The organism is Ahrensia kielensis DSM 5890 (genome assembly GCF_000374465.1).
In the GTDB taxonomy this organism is placed as follows: domain Bacteria; phylum Pseudomonadota; class Alphaproteobacteria; order Rhizobiales; family Rhizobiaceae; genus Ahrensia; species Ahrensia kielensis.
In genome coordinates this window covers 1,056,111-1,078,934 of sequence record NZ_KB894528.1, presented here as the reverse complement: position 1 = coordinate 1,078,934, position 22,824 = coordinate 1,056,111, and the positions used below count along the sequence as shown (strand labels likewise).

The 22,824-nt window shown below is 48.3% G+C and carries 24 protein-coding genes; 12 read left to right on the top strand and 12 right to left on the bottom strand.

Translation table 11 applies throughout. The features are described from left to right. Positions 1 to 3: 3 nt before the first annotated feature. From C504_RS0105435 to C504_RS0105425, 3 genes are read right to left on the bottom strand one after another with little or no spacing between them, the layout of a single operon-like run. Entirely contained in the window at positions 4 to 1,287 is a 1,284-nt protein-coding gene (locus C504_RS0105435; RefSeq protein ID WP_018688298.1) for a beta-ketoacyl-ACP synthase, read from the bottom strand. Beyond that, the gene (locus tag C504_RS0105430) at positions 1,287 to 2,501 is read right to left on the bottom strand and encodes a beta-ketoacyl-ACP synthase (protein ID WP_018688297.1); all 1,215 of its coding nucleotides are present in this window, start codon (positions 2,499 to 2,501) and stop codon (positions 1,287 to 1,289) included. The genes C504_RS0105435 and C504_RS0105430 overlap by 1 nt, the downstream gene beginning before the upstream one ends. Positions 2,502 to 2,553: 52 nt before the next feature. Further along, complete coding sequence (locus C504_RS0105425) at positions 2,554 to 2,835, bottom strand: acyl carrier protein (RefSeq protein WP_018688296.1); 282 nt, start codon at positions 2,833 to 2,835, stop codon at positions 2,554 to 2,556. A gap of 220 nt (positions 2,836 to 3,055) precedes the next feature. Between C504_RS0105425 and C504_RS0105420 the strand changes: the two genes are divergently transcribed. The 3 genes from C504_RS0105420 (at position 3,056) to C504_RS0105410 (ending at position 7,362) form a co-directional block, all read left to right on the top strand. After that, positions 3,056 to 4,510, top strand: a complete 1,455-nt coding sequence (locus C504_RS0105420) for an NAD-dependent succinate-semialdehyde dehydrogenase (protein WP_018688295.1) — start codon at positions 3,056 to 3,058, stop codon at positions 4,508 to 4,510. After that, on the top strand, positions 4,510 to 5,526 hold the full coding sequence (locus C504_RS0105415; RefSeq protein ID WP_018688294.1) for an aldose epimerase family protein: 1,017 nt from the start codon (positions 4,510 to 4,512) through the stop codon (positions 5,524 to 5,526). The genes C504_RS0105420 and C504_RS0105415 overlap by 1 nt, the downstream gene beginning before the upstream one ends. 141 nt (positions 5,527 to 5,667) lie before the next feature. Next, complete coding sequence (locus tag C504_RS0105410) at positions 5,668 to 7,362, top strand: ABC transporter permease (RefSeq protein ID WP_018688293.1); 1,695 nt, start codon at positions 5,668 to 5,670, stop codon at positions 7,360 to 7,362. 42 nt (positions 7,363 to 7,404) lie between these two features. On the opposite strand, the gene C504_RS0105405 is transcribed toward C504_RS0105410, so the two are convergent. Further along, positions 7,405 to 8,433, bottom strand: a complete 1,029-nt coding sequence (locus C504_RS0105405; RefSeq protein WP_018688292.1) for a Fe(3+) ABC transporter substrate-binding protein — start codon at positions 8,431 to 8,433, stop codon at positions 7,405 to 7,407. Positions 8,434 to 8,584: 151 nt separating this feature from the next. On the opposite strand from C504_RS0105405, the gene rirA reads away from it, so the two are divergent. The 4 genes from rirA (at position 8,585) to C504_RS0105385 (ending at position 12,893) form a co-directional block, all read left to right on the top strand. Further along, on the top strand, positions 8,585 to 9,043 hold the full coding sequence (gene rirA / locus C504_RS0105400) for an iron-responsive transcriptional regulator RirA (protein WP_018688291.1): 459 nt from the start codon (positions 8,585 to 8,587) through the stop codon (positions 9,041 to 9,043). Positions 9,044 to 9,224: 181 nt separating this feature from the next. Next, positions 9,225 to 10,721, top strand: a complete 1,497-nt coding sequence (gene glpK / locus C504_RS0105395) for a glycerol kinase GlpK (protein WP_018688290.1) — start codon at positions 9,225 to 9,227, stop codon at positions 10,719 to 10,721. Further along, complete coding sequence (locus C504_RS0105390; RefSeq protein WP_018688289.1) at positions 10,721 to 11,575, top strand: MBL fold metallo-hydrolase; 855 nt, start codon at positions 10,721 to 10,723, stop codon at positions 11,573 to 11,575. Before glpK ends, C504_RS0105390 begins: the two co-directional genes overlap by 1 nt. Before the next feature lie 130 nt (positions 11,576 to 11,705). Then, complete coding sequence (locus C504_RS0105385; protein WP_018688288.1) at positions 11,706 to 12,893, top strand: multidrug effflux MFS transporter; 1,188 nt, start codon at positions 11,706 to 11,708, stop codon at positions 12,891 to 12,893. A gap of 12 nt (positions 12,894 to 12,905) precedes the next feature. Here C504_RS0105385 and C504_RS0105380 read toward each other — a convergent pair whose 3' ends face one another. From C504_RS0105380 to C504_RS18715, 3 genes are all read right to left on the bottom strand, one after another. Continuing rightward, on the bottom strand, positions 12,906 to 13,193 hold the full coding sequence (locus C504_RS0105380; RefSeq protein ID WP_018688287.1) for a DUF3995 domain-containing protein: 288 nt from the start codon (positions 13,191 to 13,193) through the stop codon (positions 12,906 to 12,908). Positions 13,194 to 13,196: 3 nt separating this feature from the next. Beyond that, the gene (locus C504_RS18505; protein ID WP_018688286.1) at positions 13,197 to 13,340 is read right to left on the bottom strand and encodes a DUF3995 domain-containing protein; all 144 of its coding nucleotides are present in this window, start codon (positions 13,338 to 13,340) and stop codon (positions 13,197 to 13,199) included. A gap of 201 nt (positions 13,341 to 13,541) precedes the next feature. Further along, complete coding sequence (locus C504_RS18715; protein ID WP_018688285.1) at positions 13,542 to 13,709, bottom strand: hypothetical protein; 168 nt, start codon at positions 13,707 to 13,709, stop codon at positions 13,542 to 13,544. 202 nt (positions 13,710 to 13,911) lie between these two features. Between C504_RS18715 and C504_RS0105365 the strand changes: the two genes are divergently transcribed. Next, a complete protein-coding gene (locus tag C504_RS0105365; RefSeq protein WP_018688284.1) occupies positions 13,912 to 14,349 on the top strand; it encodes a hypothetical protein in 438 nt (145 codons plus the stop codon). Position 14,350: 1 nt separating this feature from the next. Here C504_RS0105365 and C504_RS0105360 read toward each other — a convergent pair whose 3' ends face one another. Together C504_RS0105360 and C504_RS0105355 are read right to left on the bottom strand one after the other, a co-directional pair. After that, complete coding sequence (locus tag C504_RS0105360; RefSeq protein WP_018688283.1) at positions 14,351 to 14,764, bottom strand: lysozyme inhibitor LprI family protein; 414 nt, start codon at positions 14,762 to 14,764, stop codon at positions 14,351 to 14,353. Positions 14,765 to 14,800: 36 nt separating this feature from the next. Continuing rightward, complete coding sequence (locus C504_RS0105355; protein ID WP_026317244.1) at positions 14,801 to 15,598, bottom strand: creatininase family protein; 798 nt, start codon at positions 15,596 to 15,598, stop codon at positions 14,801 to 14,803. A gap of 117 nt (positions 15,599 to 15,715) precedes the next feature. Between C504_RS0105355 and C504_RS0105350 the strand changes: the two genes are divergently transcribed. From C504_RS0105350 to pcaD, 3 genes are all read left to right on the top strand, one after another. Continuing rightward, positions 15,716 to 16,786 carry a CobW family GTP-binding protein gene (locus C504_RS0105350; protein ID WP_018688281.1) on the top strand — a complete coding sequence of 357 codons (1,071 nt, stop codon included), beginning with the start codon at positions 15,716 to 15,718 and terminating at the stop codon, positions 16,784 to 16,786. Continuing rightward, positions 16,786 to 17,787 (top strand): WD40 repeat domain-containing protein, encoded by a 1,002-nt coding sequence (locus C504_RS17255; RefSeq protein WP_018688280.1) that lies wholly within the window; start codon positions 16,786 to 16,788, stop codon positions 17,785 to 17,787. The genes C504_RS0105350 and C504_RS17255 overlap by 1 nt, the downstream gene beginning before the upstream one ends. A gap of 75 nt (positions 17,788 to 17,862) precedes the next feature. Further along, entirely contained in the window at positions 17,863 to 18,696 is an 834-nt protein-coding gene (gene pcaD, locus C504_RS17250; RefSeq protein ID WP_041951591.1) for a 3-oxoadipate enol-lactonase, read from the top strand. Between the two features lie 4 nt (positions 18,697 to 18,700). Here pcaD and C504_RS0105335 read toward each other — a convergent pair whose 3' ends face one another. Beyond that, a complete protein-coding gene (locus C504_RS0105335) occupies positions 18,701 to 19,108 on the bottom strand; it encodes an ACT domain-containing protein (protein WP_018688278.1) in 408 nt (135 codons plus the stop codon). A 129-nt stretch (positions 19,109 to 19,237) separates the two neighbouring features. Here C504_RS0105335 and C504_RS0105330 point away from each other — a divergent pair, with 129 nt between their 5' ends. Then, positions 19,238 to 19,627, top strand: a complete 390-nt coding sequence (locus C504_RS0105330; RefSeq protein WP_018688277.1) for a c-type cytochrome — start codon at positions 19,238 to 19,240, stop codon at positions 19,625 to 19,627. A 75-nt stretch (positions 19,628 to 19,702) separates the two neighbouring features. Here the strand turns inward: C504_RS0105330 and C504_RS0105325 are convergent, their stop codons facing one another. Together C504_RS0105325 and C504_RS0105320 are read right to left on the bottom strand one after the other, a co-directional pair. After that, complete coding sequence (locus tag C504_RS0105325; protein WP_018688276.1) at positions 19,703 to 21,193, bottom strand: CoA-acylating methylmalonate-semialdehyde dehydrogenase; 1,491 nt, start codon at positions 21,191 to 21,193, stop codon at positions 19,703 to 19,705. A 202-nt stretch (positions 21,194 to 21,395) separates the two neighbouring features. Further along, positions 21,396 to 22,814: a uracil-xanthine permease family protein gene (locus C504_RS0105320; RefSeq protein ID WP_018688275.1), complete on the bottom strand. Its 1,419-nt coding sequence runs from the start codon at positions 22,812 to 22,814 to the stop codon at positions 21,396 to 21,398. Positions 22,815 to 22,824: the final 10 nt, after the last annotated feature.

Sequence of the window (22,824 nt, the reverse complement as noted above, 5' to 3'; positions counted from 1 at the left end):
GCTCTAAGCGGGTTCGCGCCCGATGACAAGGCAGGCATTTTGTCCACCAAACCCAAATGAGTTGGACAATACGCGTTTCACATCAGCATCGCGCTTCTCATTTGGCACCGCATCCACCTCAAGAGCCGGATCTGGATTGAGATAGTTTATGGTTGGCGGAAGAACGCCGTTGCGAATTGTGAGCAGTGAAAATACGGCTTCAATTGCGCCTGCGGCTGTCAATGTATGGCCAATCATCGATTTATTGGAGGATATTGGTGTCCCGCCAAGTCTATGGCCAAAAATGGATGTGAGTGACATGCACTCCATCTTGTCATTTTCGGGCGTGGATGTGCCATGCGCATTGATATAGTCAATTTCGTCTGGCGTTACGCCTGCATCGTCAAGGGCGGCAAGAACGGCAGCAATGGCTGGTGATCCATCTGGTTTTGAGCGCGTGCGGTGGAAATCGTCGGCGCATTCGCCGCAACCTTCCATAATGCCCAGAATTTTTGCGCCGCGTGCTGTGGCAGCTTCTAGTGTTTCAAGAACCAGTGCGCCTGCACCTTCTGCCATGATGAAACCATCGCGGTCTTTCGAGAAGGGCTTGGAGGCTTTTTCTGGCTCGTCATTTTGCGTTGAAAGCGCTGAAAGCAGCGAGAAACGAATAAGTGCTTCGGCTGTCACAGAACCATCAGTGCCAATGGCAATGGCGCGATCAGTCTCGCCGCGGCGAAGGGCTTCAACGCCTGTTTGAATAGCCGTCGCGCCCGAAGCGCATGCTGTTGACAATGTGACAGGAAGGCCGCGTGAACCAATACGATCTTGCAGGCGGCGCGCTGTTGCCGCAAATTTAACCGATGCTGAGAACGAAGGATGCTTACTTGATTTTGCTGCGAGAAGCAGGCGATCATAGCTTTGAACACTCGGTGTAAGCTCAGCGCCTTCAGCGTTTAATTGAAAGCGATGTTGCCATTCAAGTTCAACGGGCGGTGCGGCAAGGAAAAGTTGGCCGCCAAAATCGCTTGTCGAAATGCCCGCTTCGTCTATGGCTTCAATGGCTGCAGCTTCCGCCAATGTATAGGTGAGGGCGGCAGAGCCTTCTTCGGGTGCTGTCATAAAATCGACAGTACCAGCGATAGTTGTTCGCAAGTGATCTTGCGGGAAGCGGGTAATTTTGTGGATGCCTGAAACGCCGCTTGTAAGCTTGTCCCAGTTATCTTTTTTACCGCGTCCAAGTGAGGAAACAACGCCAACGCCAGTTATAGCAATGATTGGGCGACCATTTTTATCGGTGAACTTTGACATTATGCTTTGCCTCCGTTCGCAGGTGTTAGAAAAGCTGCGCCTTCTGCGTCTTCATATCCAAGACTTAGAACGCCAACACGCTCTGGCTTTTGACTGATGGCAACCTCAAAGCGGCTATCCATTTGTTCAATTGGTTTTTCGTGATGCAGGCTCAAAGCGGCCAATGCGATGGCGAAGGGAAATTGCACTTCGCGCATATGACCAACGGCTGAAGCAACGCCGCGTACTGGCACGGCTTTAAGTGATGAATTTAGAAATTCTTTTTCAATTTCAGTGCGTTGCTTTGCGCCAGATGCTGCTGAAATGATGTAGCTTGCATTTGCTAGTTTTGTCGCACTGCTAATTCCGCTTAAGCGTTCAGCGGTTGCAGTTTGATCCGATTTACCTTGATCGGCCTCAACGCTTTCAAGTGTCGCATAAATACGAGCGCCGCGCGCTTCGGCATGGCTACGTGATTCCAAAACGAGAAAAGTGCCGCCTGAACCGGTTATAAGGCCGCCGCCATCACTGTCTTCACGTTGCCAAACAGACGTCCAGCCATCGCGCTTTAAATGATGCTCGATTTCATATCCAAGCAACATATCTGGATGTTCAGCGTTGAACGAAGCGCCAACAAGCGCGTGTGTGCTCTGACCTGAGCGAATACGGGCCGCAGCAGTGCGCACGGCAGAAATGCCCGCGCCCTCCTCGCCCATGAAAGTGCGTGAGGAGCCTGTTACTTTATGCACAATAGAAATGTTGCCAGCTAACAGATTGGAAAGCTGGGCTAGAAACAATGTTGGACGTAGCTCTGTCGTCAATTTTTCATTGACGATGATCGACGTGTCCGTTTCACCTTTGCTTGCTTCTGCAAGGATCATTGTGTCGACATCAACGTCGCGCTCACCGCCTGCGGCCGCAACGATCATATCCATAGTCGACGTAAATTCGAGGCTGTCCTTTAGGCCAGCATCATCAAGCGCCAAACCGGCAGTGTAGGTGCCGATACGTTGCCACGCCTCCATCTGGCGTTGATCGCGCCTAGAGATTTGCTCTGCCCAATCGATTTCGGGCAGAGGATGCACGGTGTAGGGCGAAAATTTTTCACTATCAAATACAGGCGCAGCGCCCGATGAAAAATTGTCCCAGTTTTGCTGAGCGCCTACACCCAGTGCCGAAACCATTCCGATACCGGTAATTACAACGTCACGACCGTCCATGTTCTGTTCGTTCATGGTTGACCCTCCGACTATCGAATTTTCATTTCAAGTAAATAAATTTTGTCAATTAAGCAGATTTTGCCGCGACGAGTTCGTCAATTTTACCGCAAAGATTCTTCAACACGAAATATTCTTCGGTTGGAACTTTGCCGTCGTTGACATCCTGCGTCCACTTTTCAAGCGGGATTTTAATGCCAAATTCTTTGTCGATAGCAAAAACGATATCAAGGAAATCAAGGCTATCAATGCCAAGATCATCAATCGTGTGGCTTTCTTCTGTAATTGTCTCGCGGTCAATTTCACTTGTATCCGCAATAATGTCTGCCACTTTGTTAAACGTGTCTGCCACGGTGTTATCCTTCTGATTTCATATGCACCGCGAATAATTCCCGCGCGCCTACTTATTGTTTTGGTTGCCGCGTATCTAAACGGTTTCGCGCGCAAGTAAAAGACTCAAGACGACTTTCTGGTCGATCAATCCAAAGTTCATTGACGCATCTAATGATTGCCTTACAAGGATGCAATTAAAATAATCTGCAAAAATGCCTTATCTGGCGGGAGAAAATGCTATGTCTACCGGTAATCAGTTCCTTCGCGAAGAAAATTACATCGATGGCGCTTGGCTTGCTGCTGATAGTGGGCAAACCATTGCTGTGAATAATCCAGCAACTGGTGCGACCATTGGAACTGTGCCGAATTGTTCGACGGCAGAGACTGAGCGCGCGATTGATGCGGCCGCCGAAGCCTTTAAGACTTGGCGTAAAACCACTGCGCTAGAACGTGCCAATATTTTGCTGAAAATGCATGATCTGGTTTTGGAAAACCAAGAAGCATTGGCACAATTATTGACGATGGAGCAGGGTAAGCCAATTGCAGAAGCACGGGCTGAAGTTGGTGGTTCTGCTGCTTATTTGCGTTGGTTTGCAGAAGAAGGTCGCCGTGTTTATGGAGATCTTGTGCCCAGCCCGATTGCTTCGCGCCGTTTAATGGTGATGAAGGAGCCTGTGGGGGTTGTTGCCGCGATTACGCCTTGGAATTTTCCATCGTCGATGATTCCGCGCAAGCTTGGACCGGCATTGGCCGCTGGCTGCACGATCATCATTAAACCATCAGAATTTACCCCCTATTCTGGTATCGCTTGGGGGCTGATTGCAGAGCAGGCGGGTGTTCCTGCTGGTGTTGTCAATATTCTGACTGGCGATGCTGCCGCTATCGGCAAGGCACTATGTGCAAGCGAAGCCGTGCGTAAGATCAGCTTTACGGGCTCGACTCGCGTTGGCAAAATATTGCTTTCTCAATCTGCAGATACGGTCAAAAAAGTGTCGATGGAGCTTGGCGGTAATGCGCCCTTTATCGTGTTTGATGATGCGGACATTGATGCCGCGATCACAGGTGCGATTGCTGCAAAATTCAGAAATGCAGGGCAAACATGTGTTTGTACCAACCGTTTTTACGTTCAGGCAGGCATATATGACAGCTTCGTCAAGAAGTTGACTGAGGCAGCTGGTGCGATGAAAGTTGGCGAAGGCAATGAGGATGGTGTGGTTCAAGGACCACTCATCAATGATGCAGCACTTGCTAAAGTTGAAGAGCTGGTTGGAGATGCCGTTGAAAAGGGTGGTGACATCACCGTTGGCGGTAAACGTCATGAACTTGGCCAAACATTCTTCCAGCCGACCGTGATTGCCAATGCAACGCAAAATATGCGGTTTTCAAAAGAAGAGATTTTTGGCCCTGTAGCGCCCGTATTCAAATTTGAGAAAGAAGAAGAAGCGGTTGCAATGGCCAATGATACTATTTTCGGTCTTGCGAGCTTTGTTTATACGCAAAATCTTGGGCGTGCATGGCGCATGATGGAAGAACTCAAATACGGCCTCGTTGGCATCAATGAAGGTGTAATTGCTACGCCAGAAGCACCATTTGGTGGGTTAAAACAATCTGGCCTTGGTAAAGAGGGCGGCCATCAGGGCATTGATGATTATCTTGATGTTAAATATGTCGCTGTTGGCGGTTTGGGAATGTAATGGTTGAGACAACAAATATAGAAGACTGGGGAATGACAAAGAGTGGTTCTCCTGTCAAAAAAATCGCATTGCATAATGGCGCTCTTACCGCGTCAATAATCACTTATGGCGCAGTGGTTCAGGATTTGCGGCTCCAAGGGCACAATTCACCGCTCGTTCTTGGTTTTGATAGGCTTGAGGCTTATGAAAATAACCGTGCTTATTTTGGTGCAATTGTAGGGCGCTGCGCAAACCGAGTGTCAAATGGCACGTGCACAATTGCGGGCACTGAGTATCAACTGGAACGCGCTGAAGGAGACGTACATCATTTGCATGGCGGTCCTAATGGTTTTTATAGCAAATGTTGGGACATTGTTGAGGTCAGCGAAAGTGCCGTCAAACTCCAGCTTGTAAGTGAAGACGGAGAGGCGGGCTACCCAGGAAAACTTATTGCAACGTGCACTTATCGTTTAACTGATGACAATGCGCTGAGTATTAAACTTGAGGCGCAAAGCGACAAAGCAACGCTCTGCAATCTTACTAATCACAGCTATTTCAATCTGGAAGATGGTGGCAGTAATGATGTTAGTTTGCACCGTTTAAGGGTGGATGCAGATCGCTACCTTGTGGCAGACGAAACAATCGTGCCAACAGGTGAGATCGCTGACGTCAGCCAGACTTTATATGATTTTCGTGTGTTGCGTCCGATTGGCGACTTTAAAAATTATGATCATAATTATTGTCTTGCCGACACGCGCCGCCCGCTGACTGAAGTTGCGCGCGTGTCTGCGCCTTCTTCCGGCGTGGAAATGGATGTTTTAACAACAGAGCCGGGTGTTCATTTTTATGCAAGTGGGGGCTTAGCTGTTTTAGATGCTGGTTTGGACGGCCGTGCTTATAAGCTGGGCTCAGGTATATGCCTTGAAACACAAATTTGGCCAGACGCTATAAATAATGCTGCTTTTCCCACATCTGTGTTGATGCCTAATGAGGTGCTTACTCAGCATACAATATATAGGTTTTCTAAGGTGAGCTAAGAAGTGAAGTCAATTCTGGCTTGGTTTATTCAACTTGGTGCGACTTCATCGCTGGTGTTGATCGGTTGACCATAAAATATGTTTCATTTACTCCACTTTCCAGCGAGAAATTATAGTTCTTCAATTTAAGTTGGTACTCAGTTGGGTCGTTTTTCATTTAAAGCCGCTGTCGGCCTGTTTGCCGGACTTTGCTTAGTACCGATTGTAGCTGTCGCCATTTCAGCGTTAACGGGTACATTTGATACATGGGCTGGGCTGGCAACCACCGTCATGCCGCGCTTTATTTGGGCAACGGTTCAGCTTATCTTTTTCGTCGGCCTTGGTTCTGCGGTTATCGGCACGTCAACGGCGTGGCTTGTTACAACCTGCCAATTCCCCGGCCGCAGACTGTTTGAGTTTTTATTGGCTTTGCCGCTTGCGTTTCCCGCTTATGTTTTGGCTTACGCCTATACGGATTTATTGGACCATCCCGGTGCCGTACAGTCCTTGCTGCGTGATATTACCGGATGGGGGCCGCGCGATTATTGGTTTCCTGAAGTACGCTCTTTGGGCGGTGCAGCGCTTATGTTGATGTTTGTGCTGTATCCTTACGTGTATTTGCTCGCACGCGCTGCATTTTTGCGTCAATCGCCGACGGCATATCTTGCCGCGCGAACACTTGGCCATAGACCATGGTCTGCGTTTTTACGTGTTAGTTTGCCTGTTGCGCGCCCAGCCATCGCTGGCGGCGTTATTCTGGTTTTGATGGAAACTGTCGCTGATTTTGGCACTGTTGCGCATTTCGGTGTGCAAACATTTGCGACAGGTATCTATCAAGCATGGTTTTCGATTGGTGATCGGTCTGCTGCTGCTCAGCTGGCATTTTGTCTTTTGATTGTTGCTCTATTTTTGGTCTTTCTGGAGAAAGCGCAACGCGGTGCTGCAAAACATCATGAGGCAGGCAAACGTGTTGAGGCCATGGCGCCGCATCACTTGAAGGGCTGGCAGTCTTTCTTTGCTTTTGTCATCTGTGTGGCACCGATTCTTTTTGGTTTTCTCATTCCGTTGATCGTTTTGACACAAATGGCGATTGAGTCAGGCCAAAACCCATTCACATCGCGCTATGTGCATTTCATTGCCAATTCGCTCACCGTATCGTCAATTGCAGCGGTGTTTACAGTCATTGGTGCTGTTTTGGTTGGTTATTGGTCGCGGCTTTATCCAAGCCGCTGGGCCGAGCGGTCCAAAATGCTGGCAGGGCTTGGCTATGCCATTCCAGGCGGCGTGATTGCGGTTGGCTTGCTCGTGCCGATGGCTGCTTTCGACAATGCGCTTGATGCATTCTTGCGGGAGAAATTTGATATTTCCAGCGGCTTGTTGCTCTCAGGTTCAATCATCATTTTGATTTTCGCCTATGCCGTGCGGTTTATGGCGGCGGCGCTTTCTGCTTTTGATACGGGCATGAGCGCGATTAAACCGAATGTTGATGCGGTAGCGCGCTCACTAGGCGCAAATAGTATGCGCATGTTCTTGAAGGTGCATCTGCCGCTTATGCGTGCCAGCCTTCTGACCGGTTTGTTGATCGTCTTTGTTGATACAATGAAGGAATTGCCCGCAACGCTTATTTTGCGGCCTTTCAATTTTGACACACTGGCTGTGCAGGCCTACCGACTTGCTTCTGATGAGCGTCTTGCGCAAGCCGCTGTCCCATCGCTGATCATTGTCGCGTTTGGGCTGCTGCCCGTTATCATTTTATGTTTCACAATTGCGGGTTCTCGGCCACGCCACCACAGTGAAATTTCACTGCCGATTGTGGGCAAGGCAAACAAAAAGCCCGCGACCGAGGCCGCGGGCTAAAGCTAGCTTAATTGAAGGGTGCCACCTTCGAATTTGGCGTGCTTATTTGTAACCGACAGTGTTGTAGATTTCTTGTGCTTTGGCTTGGTTCGTGCCGAGCTCAGACAGGTTCAACTCATCGGCTTTGAACTCACCTAGTTTTATAACAGAGGCTGATTTTTCAACGCCATCGACAACTGGAAATTCATCATTGCCTGCAGCGAAATAATGCTGTGCTGAATCAGATGCGAGATATTCCAAGAATTTCACCGCATTTTCTTTGTTCGGCGCATTCTTCAAAAGGCCAGCTGCAGAAACATTCACATGTGTGCCGTTGCCGTCTTGATCGGGGAAAACCCAACCGATCTGGTCGATGTCAGCAGAAAGGTCTTTTACTTCAGTGCGCATAGCACGTGCGAAGTAATAAGAGTTAGCTACAGCGATATCACATTCACCTGAAACAAGACCACGAAGCTGATCTGTGTCACCGCCTTGAGGCTCACGCGCTAGATTGTCTTTAAGACCTTGAGCAAACTGCGTTGCTACTTCTGCACCATCATGGGCAATGCGCGATGCCAAAAGTGACAACATGTAGATATTAGACGATGAACGTGTGCAAATTTGACCTTTATATTTTGGGTCAGCCAAGTCAGCATAAGTCTGTGGTGGTTCTGAAACGCGATCTTTCGAATAGAAAATCATGCGTGCACGTGTTGAAAAGCCAAACCAATGGTTTTCAGGGTGCTGAAGTGCTGCTGGAATGCGTTTTTCAAGCTCTTCGCTTTCAACGGCTGCAAAAAGATCAGCTGATTCTGCGCGCCAGATACGGCCTGCATCAACAGTCAAAAGAACATCTGCAGGACTATTTGCACCTTCGCTTTTCAAGCGTTCAATCAACTCGTCAGCATTGCCTTCAATACGGTTGATCTTAATGCCTGTCTGCTCTTCGAAGTCGCCATATAGCTTCTCGTCAGTGTCGTAATGGCGCGACGAGTACAGATTTAACTCGCCATCTGCGAATGCCATCTGGGCGGTCCCTGTAAGGGCGGTTGCCGCAGTGAGTGCGATGAGCGCGGCTTTAGCTAAAGTCATGACTGTTCCTTTTAACTTGATTTATTTTGTCATGTTTTATTGTCGACCCAATTGCGTGTCAATAAGGTCAAGAATAAAACTTGACGAAAGAAGTAAGTTTTTCTGGAAACTTATGCTTCGGGTTGCTATTTAAGTTGTGGAGACCATTTTAATGAAGCTTACAAAACAAACTGATTACGCATTTCGCATATTGATGTTTTGCGCATCGAGTGGCGGTCGGCTGAGCCGTATCGCTGATATTAGCCGCGTTTATGGTGCGTCTGAGCCATTTCTGTTTAAGATTTTACAACCGCTTGTTTCAGCGGGAATCATCGAAACAGTCAGAGGGCGAAATGGCGGTATTCGGTTGGCAAGACCTGCTTCTGAAATTAAACTGGGTGAAATTGCGCGTCTTACCGAAGAAAATTTCACAATTGCTGAATGCTTTGAACGCGAAGATACAGATTGTCCGCTCATTGATAATTGCCGTTTAACATCTGCTTTGCGTGAAGCAATGAACGCCTTCATGGCGGTTCTAGATAAGTATTCGGTCGATGATTTGGCCAAGCCAAGCGCTGCGGTTATTACATTGCTGGCGATGATGGACGAAAAGCCACAGGCAAGCCAATAGTCTTGACGATTAGCTCATAAAATTTCAAACGATTTATGTTTAGAGCTTGTAGCATTGTGCACCTTTTGTATGTACGCATTATTGTTCGTGCAAATTTAGGGTGCCGATGTTGTTAGAAAACGTATGCGCGCGTTAAGCATGGAAGTACTTTGCTGCGTTGTTTGAAGTTTGGGAGAAAAGTATGGGCGAGTATATTCTAGCCATTGATCAGGGTACGACATCGTCACGCGCGATTGTTTTCAATAAAGACCAAAGCATTGCCGGTGTAAGCCAAAAAGAATTCACGCAGCATTTTCCAAAATCTGGATGGGTTGAACACGATCTGGAAGACATTTGGGAAGGTGTCGTCGAGGTGTGTCACACCGCGATGAAAAACGCGAAAATTGACGCTTCAGACATCGCTGCAATCGGTATCACTAACCAACGCGAAACCGTTGCGATGTGGGATAAGAAAACCGGCAAGCCAGTTCATAAAGCAATTGTTTGGCAAGATCGCAGAACCGCAGATATGTGCGATGATCTGAAAAAAATAGGGCACGAACAAACATTTACAAAGAAAACAGGCTTGTTGCTTGATCCTTATTTCTCAGCCACCAAAGTGGCTTGGATGCTCGATCATGTGCGTGGACTGCGCAAGAAAGCAGAAAATGGTTCTGTTTTATTCGGCACAATTGATAGTTTTCTGATTTGGCGGCTCACAGGCGGTGATCGCCATGTGACAGATGCAACCAATGCTGCTCGCACAATGATGTTTAATATTCGCACCCATAAATGGGACACTAAGCTGCTCGAAATTCTCAATATCCCTGCTGCTATTTTGCCTGAGGTGTTGGATTGCCAGGCAGATTTTGGCACCGCGCATGCGGATATTTTAGGCGCTGATATTCCGATTTATGGTGTTGCTGGTGACCAACAGGCCGCGACCATTGGCCAAGCGTGCTTTGAACCGGGAATGTTTAAATCTACCTATGGAACAGGTTGCTTTGCACTGCTTAACACAGGCACAGACGCAGTAACGTCCAAGAACCGTTTGTTGACAACCATCGCCTATCGTTTGGATGGCAAAACGACCTATGCATTGGAAGGCTCGATCTTCATGGCAGGCGCCTCTGTGCAGTGGCTGCGTGACGGTTTGCAAATTATTGACGAGGCCAATGCCAGCGGCAAGCTGGCTGCCGAGGCTGATCCTGAACAAGAAGTTTACCTTGTACCTGCCTTTGTTGGCCTTGGCGCACCGCATTGGGATGCTGATGCACGCGGTGCAATGTTTGGCCTGACCCGTGCGACAACGGCCAAAGAGATTTCCAAAGCGACGTTGGAAGCTGTTTGTTATCAAACGGCTGACCTTTTGAACGCTATGCAGAAAGACTGGAAGGGCGCTAAAGCTGCCAAGACAACGTTGCGTGTTGATGGCGGAATGGCGATGTCGGATTGGACTATGCAGCGCTTGTCAGACCTTTTGAATGCGCCTGTTGATCGCCCGATGGTGCTGGAAACAACGGCGCTCGGTGTTGCTTGGCTCGCCGGTTCGCGTGCAGGCATTTGGCCTAATCAAAAAGGTTTTGCAAAAACGTGGAAACGCGATCAACGCTTTAAACCAAAAATGAAAGAAGCCGAACGCACGCGCAAATTGGCAGGCTGGAAAGATGCGGTCGCACGCACTTTGACGGTTCGATAATGGCGCGGGTTACACTTTTGGGAACAAAGGGCGGTCCGGCGATTTACCCCACTGAAAATTTGCGCCTTCCTGCATCATCTTTGCTGGAAATGGGCGGGCAGGCGATTGTTGTTGATTGTGGGCTCGGCGTTACACGCGGCGTTGTTAACGCAGGCCACTCGCTGAAATCGCTTAGCACAATTGTAATTACGCATTTGCACTCAGATCATTATCTTGAGCTTGGCCCTTTGCTTCACACGGCTTGGACTGCAGGATTGCAGACACCTGTAGCCATTTGGGGCCCAAAGGGCATTGATACTTATTGGCAGGCGTTTTTAACGTCGATGGCCTTTGATATTAATCTGCGCATTGAGGATGAGGGCCGTGTCGATTTGGCGTCCTTGGTCACGATCCATGAGCTTGCTGAAGGCGAGATTGTGCTTGGTGATCTGTCTATGCGTAGCATTTTAAACTGTCATCCGCCGATTGAAGAGAGCTACGCTTTGCGGTTTTCAGATGGCAGTAAGTCTATTGTTTTGTCAGGAGATACGGCGCCATTTCAAGCATTTAATGCCTTTGTTGATGGCGCTGATGTGCTGGTTCATGAAGCGATGATGAGCGAAGGTGTTGAGCGCCTTGCAGCGCGGGTCGGCAATGGTGCGCGCCTAAAAGAGCACTTGTTTGCCAGCCACACGGATGCATCCGATGTGGGCAAGCTTGCGAAAGATTGTCAGGTGCAAGTGCTTGCACTTAATCATCTTGTGCCTGTCGATGATGCTCTGATCACGGATGAAACATGGATAGAGGCTGTGCGGTCATCTGGTTATGGCGGTGATCTACACATTGGCCAAGACGGACTGGTTATCGATTTTTGAAATATAAGCTCCTGCCACACCGTGTCATGAGCTCTGTTTCATTTTGTTGAGGTCTGCTGGGTGCTCTGATAAAGCGTGCGCATAGAGTTCAAATATGCGGCATGAGTCGCACTGTTTCTGGATAATAAATATGTTTCGTTTTGCCGTCATCTTGGGATTGCTTTCGGCTGTTGGGCCTTTAGCAATTGATATGTATCTGCCTGCGCTGCCTTTAATTGAAGCGGGGCTGGGCGCTGATGTGACGGCCGTGCAGGCATCACTAACCGTTTATTTTATCGCTTTTGGTGTGGCTCAACTGTTCTTCGGCCCTTATTCTGACCAAGTTGGCCGGAAGAAACCTCTTTACATTGGGCTGGCTATTTTTGCCATTGGATCAATCGGCTGCGCTCTTGCGCCAACGATTGGCTGGCTGCTGGCTGGGCGCTTTGTGCAAGGTATTGGCGGTGCTGTTGTTATGGTTGTGCCGCGCGCTATTATTCGCGACCAATATACAGGCACCCAAGCAACGCGCCTCATGGCATTGATCATGATGGTGATCAGCGTATCGCCTATGCTTGCGCCCTTGGCTGGTAGTGTCCTTATGGAGGTCGCATCGTGGCGCGGCATTTTCTGGGCGCTTGCTGTGCTTACCCTTGCAAGCCTTGCACTGACGCTTTTTGCGCTGCCCGAGACGCTTGCTCACGACAATAAAGTGCCTGTAAATGTTACCTCACTGATGCGCGGCTGTGGTATTCTTCTGCGCGATAAAAAGTTTATGGGGCTGACATTTATTGGTGGCTTTGGCATGGCGAGTTTTTTCGTTTTTCTTGCCAATGCTGCATTCGTTTATACGTCTGAGTTTGGTCTTTCGCCTGTTCAGTTTAGTCTTGCTTTTGCGGTCAACGCTCTTGGCTTTTTTAGTAGTTCTCAGCTTGCGGCTAATCTTGGCGAAAAGTTTGGCATGGAGAAAGTTGTTGCAACGGCGACGTTCGGGTTCTTGGTATTTACCGGTCTCTTGTTAGGCTTGGTACTTGCTGGATTTGGTACATTGCCAGTTATCGTGGGCGTATTGTTTCTTGCCAATGCCTGTCTTGGCCTTGTGGTGCCATCGACAATGGTAATGGCGCTGGACGATCATGGCGATATGGCTGGGTTGGCATCGTCGCTTGGTGGTACCTTGCAGATGGTTGCTGGCGGCCTCATGGTCGTGCTTGCTTCACCGTTCTTCGACAATACGGCATTGCCAATGGTGGCTGCTATTACGGTTTGCGCCGTAGTGGCCTTCGTTCTCACACGTCTTGTACTCAATAAGAGCGATATTGCCGTCACGCCGGTTTGAGTAAACCGGTGCTTAGTTTGAAAACAACAGATAAAACATCATCACCCCTAAGAGGGTGATGAGAGGTGAGAAATAACGCAAGTTAAAAGCGGCGAACGGTTCTTCGGAATTTATGCGCCGTGCGATTGGTAGTAGGCCGCCAAGACCGCGTATTATAAAAATTGCGGTTAGAACAAACATCCCCGCGGTTACAATCCAGTTGGGTATTGGGTGTGGTATCCAGTTCAGCCATAGCATAGGCCAGATCGCAGCACCCCATATGCCAACAGACACCAAAGCGGTAACCCAGCGTGGGGGCATAACTTATATGCCCGTTGAACCAATAACAGTTTGGGGAAGGGTTTTCTCGTTTGTACCGGGCCAAAGGCCGCCCAAGGCCCAATAGATATGAATAAGCGCGGTGATTGCTAAGACGACAAAGATGAAAAGGGCTAGAATTGTGGTCATTATTGCTCTTCAGAAATCACTGCTACGTTCGTAATCACCTTAACTTAGGTTTTTGGGACCATGTTGTCTCTTAGATAAAGTGCCGCAAGGGCTATGCTGTGCCAGCAAGCCTGAATTAAATGTTCTTATGGCAACAAAAAATCCGGCATCGAACTATTCATTCAACACCGGATTTGTAACTGTCTTGATTAAATAATTTGATTAAAGGCCGAATACTTTGCGCAGTTCATTGTCGCGCGTTGTGCCTTTAGTTGCGAAATGTTGTTCAGGCATGCTCGCAATTTCTTTTGCTAAACGTGCGCGACCGAATGTTTCTGCTGCACCGAGAAAGTAATTACCGATATTCTTAAAGCGTGATTGTGAAGACATTTTCTTCTCCTTGGGTTGAGTAGAAGATACTCTCTTTTGTGCGGCGCACAATCGCTTTTTAGGGATATCAGCTATGCAATAACGGATAGGTTGCAGGCAGTATTTGTAAACAAGTCTTCATTTCAGCGCGTTTATACTTCGTGAAGGAACGTCCTTTGAACTTGTGAGTTCTATTTAAAATGAAATAGGCAAGGGATCCGAAATGACTTTAAGAGCAATCATTGTAATTCTTACTGTGTTCACACCGATTCTTGTTCACGCGCAGGGAATTTCTGAAACCTCTGTCGTGGGTAAGGAAATGACGGTTAGAACTGTCGATAGTAATGTGGCAGCCGATGCGTTCACGGATTTCACCAAAGATTCTAGAAATACTGCCAATGAGATACGTGTCCTTACCGCGCCGCAGGAAGTTCAAATTGTGAAACTTGGTGAGCGGCGCGTTGTCGGCGATGAAAAAATCGAAGAAGCCATGCGCGAAGAACGTGAGAATATTGAGGAATTACGCAGTGCAATTCAGATCAATGCAATCCTGATGGACGTTCTCGACACGCAAAAGATCGGCATTCCTCAGGTTGTTGGTGCGAAGTTTACGGGCGACAAGAAAATCGAAATTTACGCTTTTGCGGCGCATGATGAGTAATTTACCGATCTACGATCATTTGTTGTAATTCACCTGTACGTTTTTTTGTCATGCCCGCGAGGCAAGTGTTTCGGATAAGCGGTTGAATTGATCCGCCAGCATATTGTGCTGCTTCTGCAGCACATTGCCCGTCGCGATAATCAATCCAAGCGCGTTGTGCTTTTAGCAAATTGTCGGCTGCGCTTGGCTCATCCGGCGCGAATTCTTTATTGCTTTCATCAATGGATTTCACAGCCGCGCGTACCGTAGACCAAGCTTCATTGAGGGCATTGTCCGCTTCTTTAAATTCCAAGCCAGAGCAATGGTTCATGTCGAACTGCGTCTCGGCGTTATCGCAGTCAACATCTTGGCTTAATGCTGGTGTGATGGTGTTCATGAGTGCCAATAGGGCTGCCGTGAGGATAGTTCGGATCATAATTCCCACTCCATTAAATGACGAGCCATATGTGGCCTAAAGCTTAATCCAGTCGTTTAAATCAGCTTTGCGAATATCCCTTAATAATTCAATAAAGCCTGATGTCTGGTGCGCTGCTGCTGCTCTGCCTTTTTGTACTGTGGCTGCGGCGGCATTACCCACCACGCCATGTTCGTTCAAATCGCCTGCCAACCAAGCAAAACCATGTGGGCTTTGAGGCGCGAGATGCGTGAATGTTTCGCGAGCAAGTTTTGTGTTGGACTGGAAATTCTGTGCCTTAGCCATATCAACCATTGATGGCTGGAAGGCGAGCATGAGCGATGTTTCATAATCGCCGCCATGAATGCCCTGTTTCATTTCTTCATCTGTAAACAGATCATCTGGCACGCCAAAGCGTCCCCATGATGTTTTGACAACCAGCATGTCGTAGCGTTTGCGTAGCTCTAATGCGGCGATTGACATGGCTGGTTCATTGCCGCCGTGCGAATTGACAAGTACGAGTTTTTTTATGCCGTAGCTGTTTGCTTCTTCTCCGCGCTTAACGATGATGTCGACCATTTGCTGGGATGAAAGAGATTGTGTGGCGGTGAAGCGGCTATGTTCGTCTGATGCGCCAACACGTTCAACGGGAAAAATACGCACATCCAGATCATGGGTAAGCTGCTCGACGACGAGATTCAGCATGCCATCCATAATGTCTGAATCCGTGGTGATTGGCAGGTGAGGGCCATGCTGCTCAGTGGCACCAAGAGGCAGGATTGCGGTAACATTGCTCGCATCAATCCTTGAGAAGTCTTCCGGCGAAAAATCGCTCCACCAAATCTTGCGTGTCATGACAAATCCTGTTTGCGTACTTTGTGTCACGGGTGAAACGATTAGCCAAGTCGCAGGGTTGAATTTTGAGGCGAGAAAGCGCACATCACACTTTCAAATTCTGGATGGAATGCTTTCATGACGATTTCAAACGAAAAAACGCCGATCACCGTGCTTACTGGTTATTTAGGTGCTGGTAAAACAACTCTTCTTAATCGCATTTTGACGGAAAATCACGGCAAGAAATATGCTGTTATCGTCAATGAGTTTGGCGAAATCGGTATCGACAATGATTTGGTTGTTGATGCGGATGAAGAAATTTTCGAAATGAATAATGGTTGTATTTGCTGCACTGTGCGCGGCGATCTCATCCGTATTCTTGCTGGTCTTATGAAGCGCACCCGCGATTTTGATGGTATTCTTGTTGAAACAACTGGTTTGGCGGACCCAGGGCCGGTTGCGCAAACGTTTTTCGTAGACGAAGATATTGCGGCTAAAACCAAACTTGATGCGATTATCACGGTTGTTGATGCGAAACATTTATTCTTAGAGATTGACCGCGCACCTGAAGCGCAGGAGCAGATTGCTTTTGCTGATATTGTTGTGCTCAACAAAATCGATACGGTATCAGATGATGATTTGCGGACGGTTGAAGCGCGTATTCGGCGCATTAATCCAACATGCCGTATAGAGCGTGCCGAGCGTTGCAACGTGCCGATAGACCATCTTCTCGGCCAGAACGCTTTTGCGCTTGATCGCATCTTGGATGATGATGCAGACTTCTTGCAAAAAGACTTTGATGATCACGATGGGCATGATCATGAACATTGTGACCATGACCACGGAAAATGTGATCATGATCATGCGGATCACGATCACGGTCATCTGGATGCAAGCCGTCATGATGATCATGTTTCTAGTTTTTCTTTCATGACACGCGACAAAATTGATCCTGAAAAATTCTTCCCTTGGATACAAATGATCGGGCAAGAATTCGGTATTGATATGCTGCGTATGAAGGGTATTTTGGATATCAAAGACGATAATCGCCGCTATGTTGCGCAAGCTGTGCACATGATGCTCGAGGGTGATTTTCAACGTGAATGGCGCGAAGGCGAAGATCGCTATAGCCGTATCGTCTTTATTGGCCGTAATTTGCCACGCGATATCATTGAAGATGGCTTCATGAAGACGAGAGTGACTGCGTAATGGATCCGTTCGACGCAGCAGGCGCTGTTCTTCATTATAGATTTGAAGCGCAAGCAACGGCTTGTGCCTTTATTGGTTCTGTGTTGGCTGTTGCAGGCGGCGATGGCGCTGTGCGGCTTTGTGCGGTGGATGGCAGTTCGAAGAAGATAAGCCTGCACGACGGTGCAATTTTAAGTATGGCGTCCAATGCTAAAGGCGATGCGCTTTACACCGCTGGCGATGATGGCAACCTAAAGCGCTTGGGTGCAGACGGTGCGATAAGCGATATCCATACGGGCCGAAAATGGGTGGATTGTGTTTCGTGTTCGCAACGCGGCCATGTTGCATGGTCTTGCGGCAAAACCATTTATCTTGCCAAAGAAGGTGAAGAGCCTGTTGAAATTACGGCCCCATCATCTGTCAGTGCATTGGCCTTTTCACCAGATGGAAAATGGCTCGGTGCGGCAGTCTATGGCGGCGCATTGCTAATTTCACCCAATAAGCCTGAAACAACCAAGTTTTTGGAATGGAAGGGTTCGCACGTTGCTATTGGATTTTCCACAGATGGCCGTTTTTGCGTAACGGCGATGCTTGAAAATTCGCTTCACATTTGGAAAATCGCGACACCTGAAAAGCATGGCAATATGGGCGGTTATCCTGCCAAGCCGGTTTCATTTGACTGGATGGCAGATGGACGCAGTATGTTGACTGCGGGCGCTGATGTTTTGGTCACGTGGCCGTTCACGGGTAGCGATGGACCTATTGGCCAGAATGCAGCGGTGTTTGAGGGCGGTGTCGGTATTGTTCGTTCTGTGCGCGCGCGTCCAAGTTCGCGGCAGGTTTTGATTGGTTATGCTGCTGGCGGCGTCGCGTTGTTTGACCGTAAAGACGACAGCTATGGCTATATCGCGGAGGCCGATGGTTCGCCGGTGATTGACGTGCGCTTTTCACCCGATGGTCGTATGGCTGGTTTTATACGTGAAAATGGCACGGCAGGATTGCTGGATATGGGCAAGCCCTAAGCTTAAAATTGCCATGCGTAATTTGAATTTTATATTGAAGACAAAATATAGCGCATCCGCGCTGAAAGGATGATCATGCAATTTGCCACTGTAAACGATGTGACACTTCATTATCAGGAGATTGGTGGACCAACTGGAACACCGACATTGGTGTTTATCAATTCGCTGGGGAGTGATTTTCGTATCTGGCGCGATGTGATTGTGCGCTTTGTCGGCGAAGTGTCTATCATGACATATGACAAGCGTGGCCATGGTCTAAGCAATATTGGCGATACGCCTTATACGATAGAAGATCATGCAGAAGATTTGATCGCACTGCTTGATCACCTTGGGAAAAAGGATGTTGTGCTGGTCGGCTTATCGGTTGGCGGTTTGATTGCCCAAGCTGTCTATAAAATGCGTCCAGACCTCGTTGAGGCGCTAGTGCTATGTGATACGGCAGCCAAAATTGGCACCGCTGAAATGTGGCAGGAACGTATCGATTCAATTGAAGAAAAAGGTATGGTAGAACTGGCTGAGGCGACAATGCTGCGTTGGTTTACGTCTGCATACCGCCAAAAGAACCGCGATGATGTTGCCGGCTATCGCAACATGTTGGCGCGTCAGCCGCAGGACGGCTATTTGGGTACCTGCATGGCCATTCGTGACGCCGATTATACGGCGGATGCCAAGGTCATAACAGCGCCAACGATGTGTATTGTCGGGCTTAATGATGTGGTGACAACGCCAGAACATGTCTATGAATTGTCAATGCATATTGATGGCAGCCGCTATGAAGAGATTTCAGGCGCAGGGCACTTGCCATGTATCGAGAAGCCGCAGGATTTTGCTATTCTCCTCAAGGATTTCTTGAAAGAGCTAAAAGAAGAGACAAGTGATTCAGCACCTGATGGTGTTTCTGTTCACTGATCGCTCATTGAGTTGAAGACTCTAGAGCCATCTTTTTAAGCTCAGCCATTGCATCTTGTGCGCGGTTTGAGGGTACGAATAGATGGTCATGATAAAACGCTGAAACAGGATTAACACCCATGTTCAGCGCGGCGAGGCGGGGTGTGATTTTCGCTAAAAAACCGACCGCATCTAGCGATGAGTGAATGTTGAGTGTGATCATTCGGCAGGGGAAATCAAATTTGAATTTTTGCGCTTCTGCGTCTTCGCGCTTTAAGATCAGCGTTGTGCCTTCCTCTTCTGTGAAAAGCATAAGGGGCGCCGTTTCCATATAGTCGATCGGCTCGTTTGTGGTTGCAAATACAAATTCGCCATCACGCAAGACCGGCTGCATGGAGGCGATCAATGTCTTTAAATTGGTTTCACCAGTCACAAACTTACTCCTTAAAATTTGTCAATCGCTGGATATTTGCTGCGTCCAATGGTCTGATTGTACGATGTGCAATTGAGTGACATTGTTTAGTCCCTACTTATTGATGTGTCCAACCTTGGAGCCAAAGCTATGAATGGATTGAAACAGTTTATTGGAGCTGCCGCACTTTGTTTTGTTGCAGGCCAAACATTTGCCGTAGAAGGCGATGCGGATGCAGGTGCAAAGGTTTTTAAAAAATGTGCTGCTTGTCACAAAGTTGATGAAGCTAAAAATAAAGTCGGCCCTCATCTTGTTGGCATTGTCGACCGGACCGTAGCTTCTGTTGAAGGCTATAAATATTCAAGTGCGATGACAGCATTTGGTGAAGGCGAAAAGACGTGGGATGAAGCAATGCTGAGAGAATATTTGGCCAATCCGCGTGCAGCCGTAAAAGGAACACGTATGGCTTTTGTCGGTTTGAAAAAAGAAGAAGATCTCGACAATATTATTGCTTATTTGAAGACATTTCCCGCCGAGTAAAGCACGAACAATGATTAAAAAAACGCGCCGATATTTTGGCGCGTTTTTTATTTTTATAACTGTGCTAGATTTAACCTAGCTCGGGAATGTGAAGACCGCACCGTCTTTAATGCCGTCAGGCCAGCGCTGGGTAATCGTTTTAAGCCGTGTATAGAACCGCACGCCTTCTGCGCCATAAATATCATGATCGCCAAAGAGTGAACGCTTCCAGCCGCCGAAGGAATGATAGGCAACGGGCACAGGTATCGGCACATTCACGCCGACCATGCCGACTTCAATACGGTCGCAGAAATCACGTGCCGTATCGCCATCGCGTGTGAAAATGGCAGTGCCATTGCCGTATTCATGGACGTTAATCATATCCACGGCTTCTTGATAGCTTTGCGCGCGCACAACAGACAGAACAGGGCCGAAAATTTCGTCCTTATAGATGCTCATATCGGTTGTCACTTTATCGAACAGTGCGCCGCCGACAAAGTAGCCGTCCTCATAGCCTTGCAGCGAGAAACCGCGACCATCGACGACGAGTTCCGCACCTTCTTCAACGCCTTTATCCATATAGCCCAAGATGCGCTGTTGAGCATCCTTGGTAACAACCGGTCCCATATCTGCGTCGGCATCAGTTGCCGGACCGATTTTAAGGCTCTCAATGCGTGGCTTTAGTTCTGCAACCAATGCGTCCGCAGTTTTATCACCGACAGGCACGGCAACGGAGATCGCCATGCAGCGTTCACCAGCTGAGCCGTAACCTGCGCCCATGAGCGCATCAGCGGCTTTCTTGATGTCCGCATCCGGCATGATAACCATGTGGTTTTTTGCACCGCCCAGCGCTTGAACACGTTTGCCGTGCTTTGTGCCTGTTGAATAAACATATTCAGCAATTGGGGTTGAGCCGACAAATGAAACAGCCTTGATGTCTGGATGTTCTAGAATCGCGTCGACACATTCTTTGTCGCCGTGGACAACATTTAAAACACCGTCCGGAAAGCCAGCTTTTTTGAACAGGTCATAGATAAACATAACCGCAGATGGGTCACGTTCGGACGGCTTTAAAATGAAAGTGTTTCCGCAAGCGATGGCAACCGGATACATCCACAATGGCACCATAGCAGGAAAGTTAAACGGTGTGATGCCAGCGACAACACCAAGCGGCTGACGGTCTGCAATCGTGTCGATGCTTGGGCCAACATTGCGTGAAAATTCGCCTTTCAACATAGACGGCATTCCGCAAGCAAAATCCACAACTTCGATACCGCGTGCAACTTCGCCAAGTGCATCATCATGCGTTTTGCCATGTTCGCGTGAAATCTCCCGCGCAATATCATCAGCGTGTTCGTCTAAAAGCTGTTTGAACTTGAACATGAATTTTGCGCGCTTAAGCGGCGGTAAATTACCCCATGCTGGTGCGGCAGCTTTTGCCGCTGCAACCGCGCTATCTAACTCTTGGCGGCTGGAGAGGGGCAGGGTTCCTATCGCTTCTCCCGTCGCAGGGTTAAATATGTTTTGGCTGCGCGATGAATTTGAAGATATTAGCTCACCGTTGATTGCATTTTGGATGGTGTACATGGCGTCCCTTTTCGCGTGCATTTTGATTTGTTGATCTCAGGCTAATCGGTTTTGATTTGCAACACTAGATTTTTTGACCGTGCGGTAAAAATAATTTTGAACATCAATGATATGATCGCCTATTTTAGGCGTAACTAATCACAAAATTACGGCAAATAAAAACCCGCCTGTTAAAGGCGGGTTTCTGAAAGACAGTTTGTGTTTAGGATTTTTTCGGGAAAGACCCGTCTCCTTTACCTGACATGCCGCCAGATACCTCTTCTGTTGATTCATCGGCTAATTCCTCCGGCAATAGAAGGTTTAGAACGATTGCAATAAAGGCCGCAGGCAAGATGCCTGATGTTGCCAATACTTTGAGTGTTGAAGGCAGATATTGTAGGGCGCCTGGCTCTAGTTGCAGGCCGAGGCCCAGTGAAATCGCAATCGCGAAAATCACCATATTACGGCGGTTCCAGTTCACATCTGAAAGCATGGACATACCAGCAGCAACAACCATGCCGAACATAACAATCACACCGCCGCCCAGCACTTCAATTGGCACCGTTGCAATAATTGCACCGATTTTTGGTACAAGACCGCAAAGGATCAAGAAGATCGCGCCAATGGTCACCACATGACGGCTCATAACGCCGGTCATCGCGATCAAGCCAACATTTTGAGAAAACGATGTGTTGGGTAGGGCGCCGAATAGACCAGATACGGCTGTTCCCAAGCCATCTGCAAATGTCGCGCCTTGGATTTCCTTGTCAGTTGCTTCGCGCCCTGCGCCACCTTTGGTAATGCCTGATACGTCGCCTACGGTTTCAACGGCTGACACAAAGGACATGAGGCAGAAGCCGATAATTGCTGCCACAGAGAATTCGATGCCGAAGTGGAACGGATTTGGCAGTGCAAATGGTGCAGCGCTTGCCACATTGTTGAAGTTCACCATGCCGAGCGCAAATGCCACGATATAACCTGCAATAAGGCCCAAAAGAACAGCTGAAATGGACAGCATACCCTTTGTAAAGAATTTCAAACCAAGTGTTACGAGAATTACGACGCTTGCGACAAACCAGTTGATGCCTGAGCCATATTCAGGTGTGCCGATGGCAGGCACACCGCCAGCTGCATATTGAATGCCGACTTGCACAAGTGCCAAACCGATCATTGTAACAACAAGACCAGTTACGAGCGGCGGTAGCGCAAAACGAATTTTGCCAATGAACAATCCCAGACAAGCATGGAAGAGGCCACCGACTACGATGCCGCCCATCAATACGGCAACGGCATCAACGCCTTTGCCAGCAACCAGTGGGATCATGATTGGAATGAATGCAAATGATGTGCCTTGAACGATAGGCAGTTTTGCGCCGACAGGACCAACTCCGATTGTCTGGATGAGCGTTGCAATCCCTGCAAAGAACATCGACATCTGGATCATGTAGATCATTTGCGGAAAGTCTGGCGAGTTGGAGCCAAAGCCAAAACCGGCCGCACCGCAAACAATGATCGCTGGCGTAACGTTTGAAACAAACATGGCCAAAACATGCTGGATACCCAGCGGAATTGCTTTGGCAAGCGGTGGTGTGTAGTTCGGATCTCGCAGTTGTTCCTGCGTTCCAATCGAGTGGTCAGTCATGTCATTATTC

Excerpts from the sequence above, each read along its gene's own strand:
- C504_RS0105435 (WP_018688298.1), bottom strand. The coding sequence starts at position 1,287 with ATGTCAAAGTTCACCGATAAAAATGGTCGCCCAATCATTGCTATAACT.
- C504_RS0105430 (WP_018688297.1), bottom strand. The coding sequence starts at position 2,501 with ATGAACGAACAGAACATGGACGGTCGTGACGTTGTAATTACCGGTATC.
- C504_RS0105420 (WP_018688295.1), top strand. The coding sequence starts at position 3,056 with ATGTCTACCGGTAATCAGTTCCTTCGCGAAGAAAATTACATCGATGGC.
- C504_RS0105415 (WP_018688294.1), top strand. The coding sequence starts at position 4,510 with ATGGTTGAGACAACAAATATAGAAGACTGGGGAATGACAAAGAGTGGT.
- C504_RS0105405 (WP_018688292.1), bottom strand. The coding sequence starts at position 8,433 with ATGACTTTAGCTAAAGCCGCGCTCATCGCACTCACTGCGGCAACCGCC.
- rirA (WP_018688291.1), top strand. The coding sequence starts at position 8,585 with ATGAAGCTTACAAAACAAACTGATTACGCATTTCGCATATTGATGTTT.
- glpK (WP_018688290.1), top strand. The coding sequence starts at position 9,225 with ATGGGCGAGTATATTCTAGCCATTGATCAGGGTACGACATCGTCACGC.
- C504_RS0105390 (WP_018688289.1), top strand. The coding sequence starts at position 10,721 with ATGGCGCGGGTTACACTTTTGGGAACAAAGGGCGGTCCGGCGATTTAC.
- C504_RS0105385 (WP_018688288.1), top strand. The coding sequence starts at position 11,706 with ATGTTTCGTTTTGCCGTCATCTTGGGATTGCTTTCGGCTGTTGGGCCT.
- C504_RS0105380 (WP_018688287.1), bottom strand. The coding sequence starts at position 13,193 with ATGCCCCCACGCTGGGTTACCGCTTTGGTGTCTGTTGGCATATGGGGT.
- C504_RS18505 (WP_018688286.1), bottom strand. The coding sequence starts at position 13,340 with ATGACCACAATTCTAGCCCTTTTCATCTTTGTCGTCTTAGCAATCACC.
- C504_RS18715 (WP_018688285.1), bottom strand. The coding sequence starts at position 13,709 with ATGTCTTCACAATCACGCTTTAAGAATATCGGTAATTACTTTCTCGGT.
- C504_RS0105365 (WP_018688284.1), top strand. The coding sequence starts at position 13,912 with ATGACTTTAAGAGCAATCATTGTAATTCTTACTGTGTTCACACCGATT.
- C504_RS0105360 (WP_018688283.1), bottom strand. The coding sequence starts at position 14,764 with ATGATCCGAACTATCCTCACGGCAGCCCTATTGGCACTCATGAACACC.
- C504_RS0105355 (WP_026317244.1), bottom strand. The coding sequence starts at position 15,598 with ATGACACGCAAGATTTGGTGGAGCGATTTTTCGCCGGAAGACTTCTCA.
- C504_RS0105350 (WP_018688281.1), top strand. The coding sequence starts at position 15,716 with ATGACGATTTCAAACGAAAAAACGCCGATCACCGTGCTTACTGGTTAT.
- C504_RS17255 (WP_018688280.1), top strand. The coding sequence starts at position 16,786 with ATGGATCCGTTCGACGCAGCAGGCGCTGTTCTTCATTATAGATTTGAA.
- pcaD (WP_041951591.1), top strand. The coding sequence starts at position 17,863 with ATGCAATTTGCCACTGTAAACGATGTGACACTTCATTATCAGGAGATT.
- C504_RS0105330 (WP_018688277.1), top strand. The coding sequence starts at position 19,238 with ATGAATGGATTGAAACAGTTTATTGGAGCTGCCGCACTTTGTTTTGTT.
- C504_RS0105325 (WP_018688276.1), bottom strand. The coding sequence starts at position 21,193 with ATGTACACCATCCAAAATGCAATCAACGGTGAGCTAATATCTTCAAAT.
- C504_RS0105320 (WP_018688275.1), bottom strand. The coding sequence starts at position 22,814 with ATGACTGACCACTCGATTGGAACGCAGGAACAACTGCGAGATCCGAAC.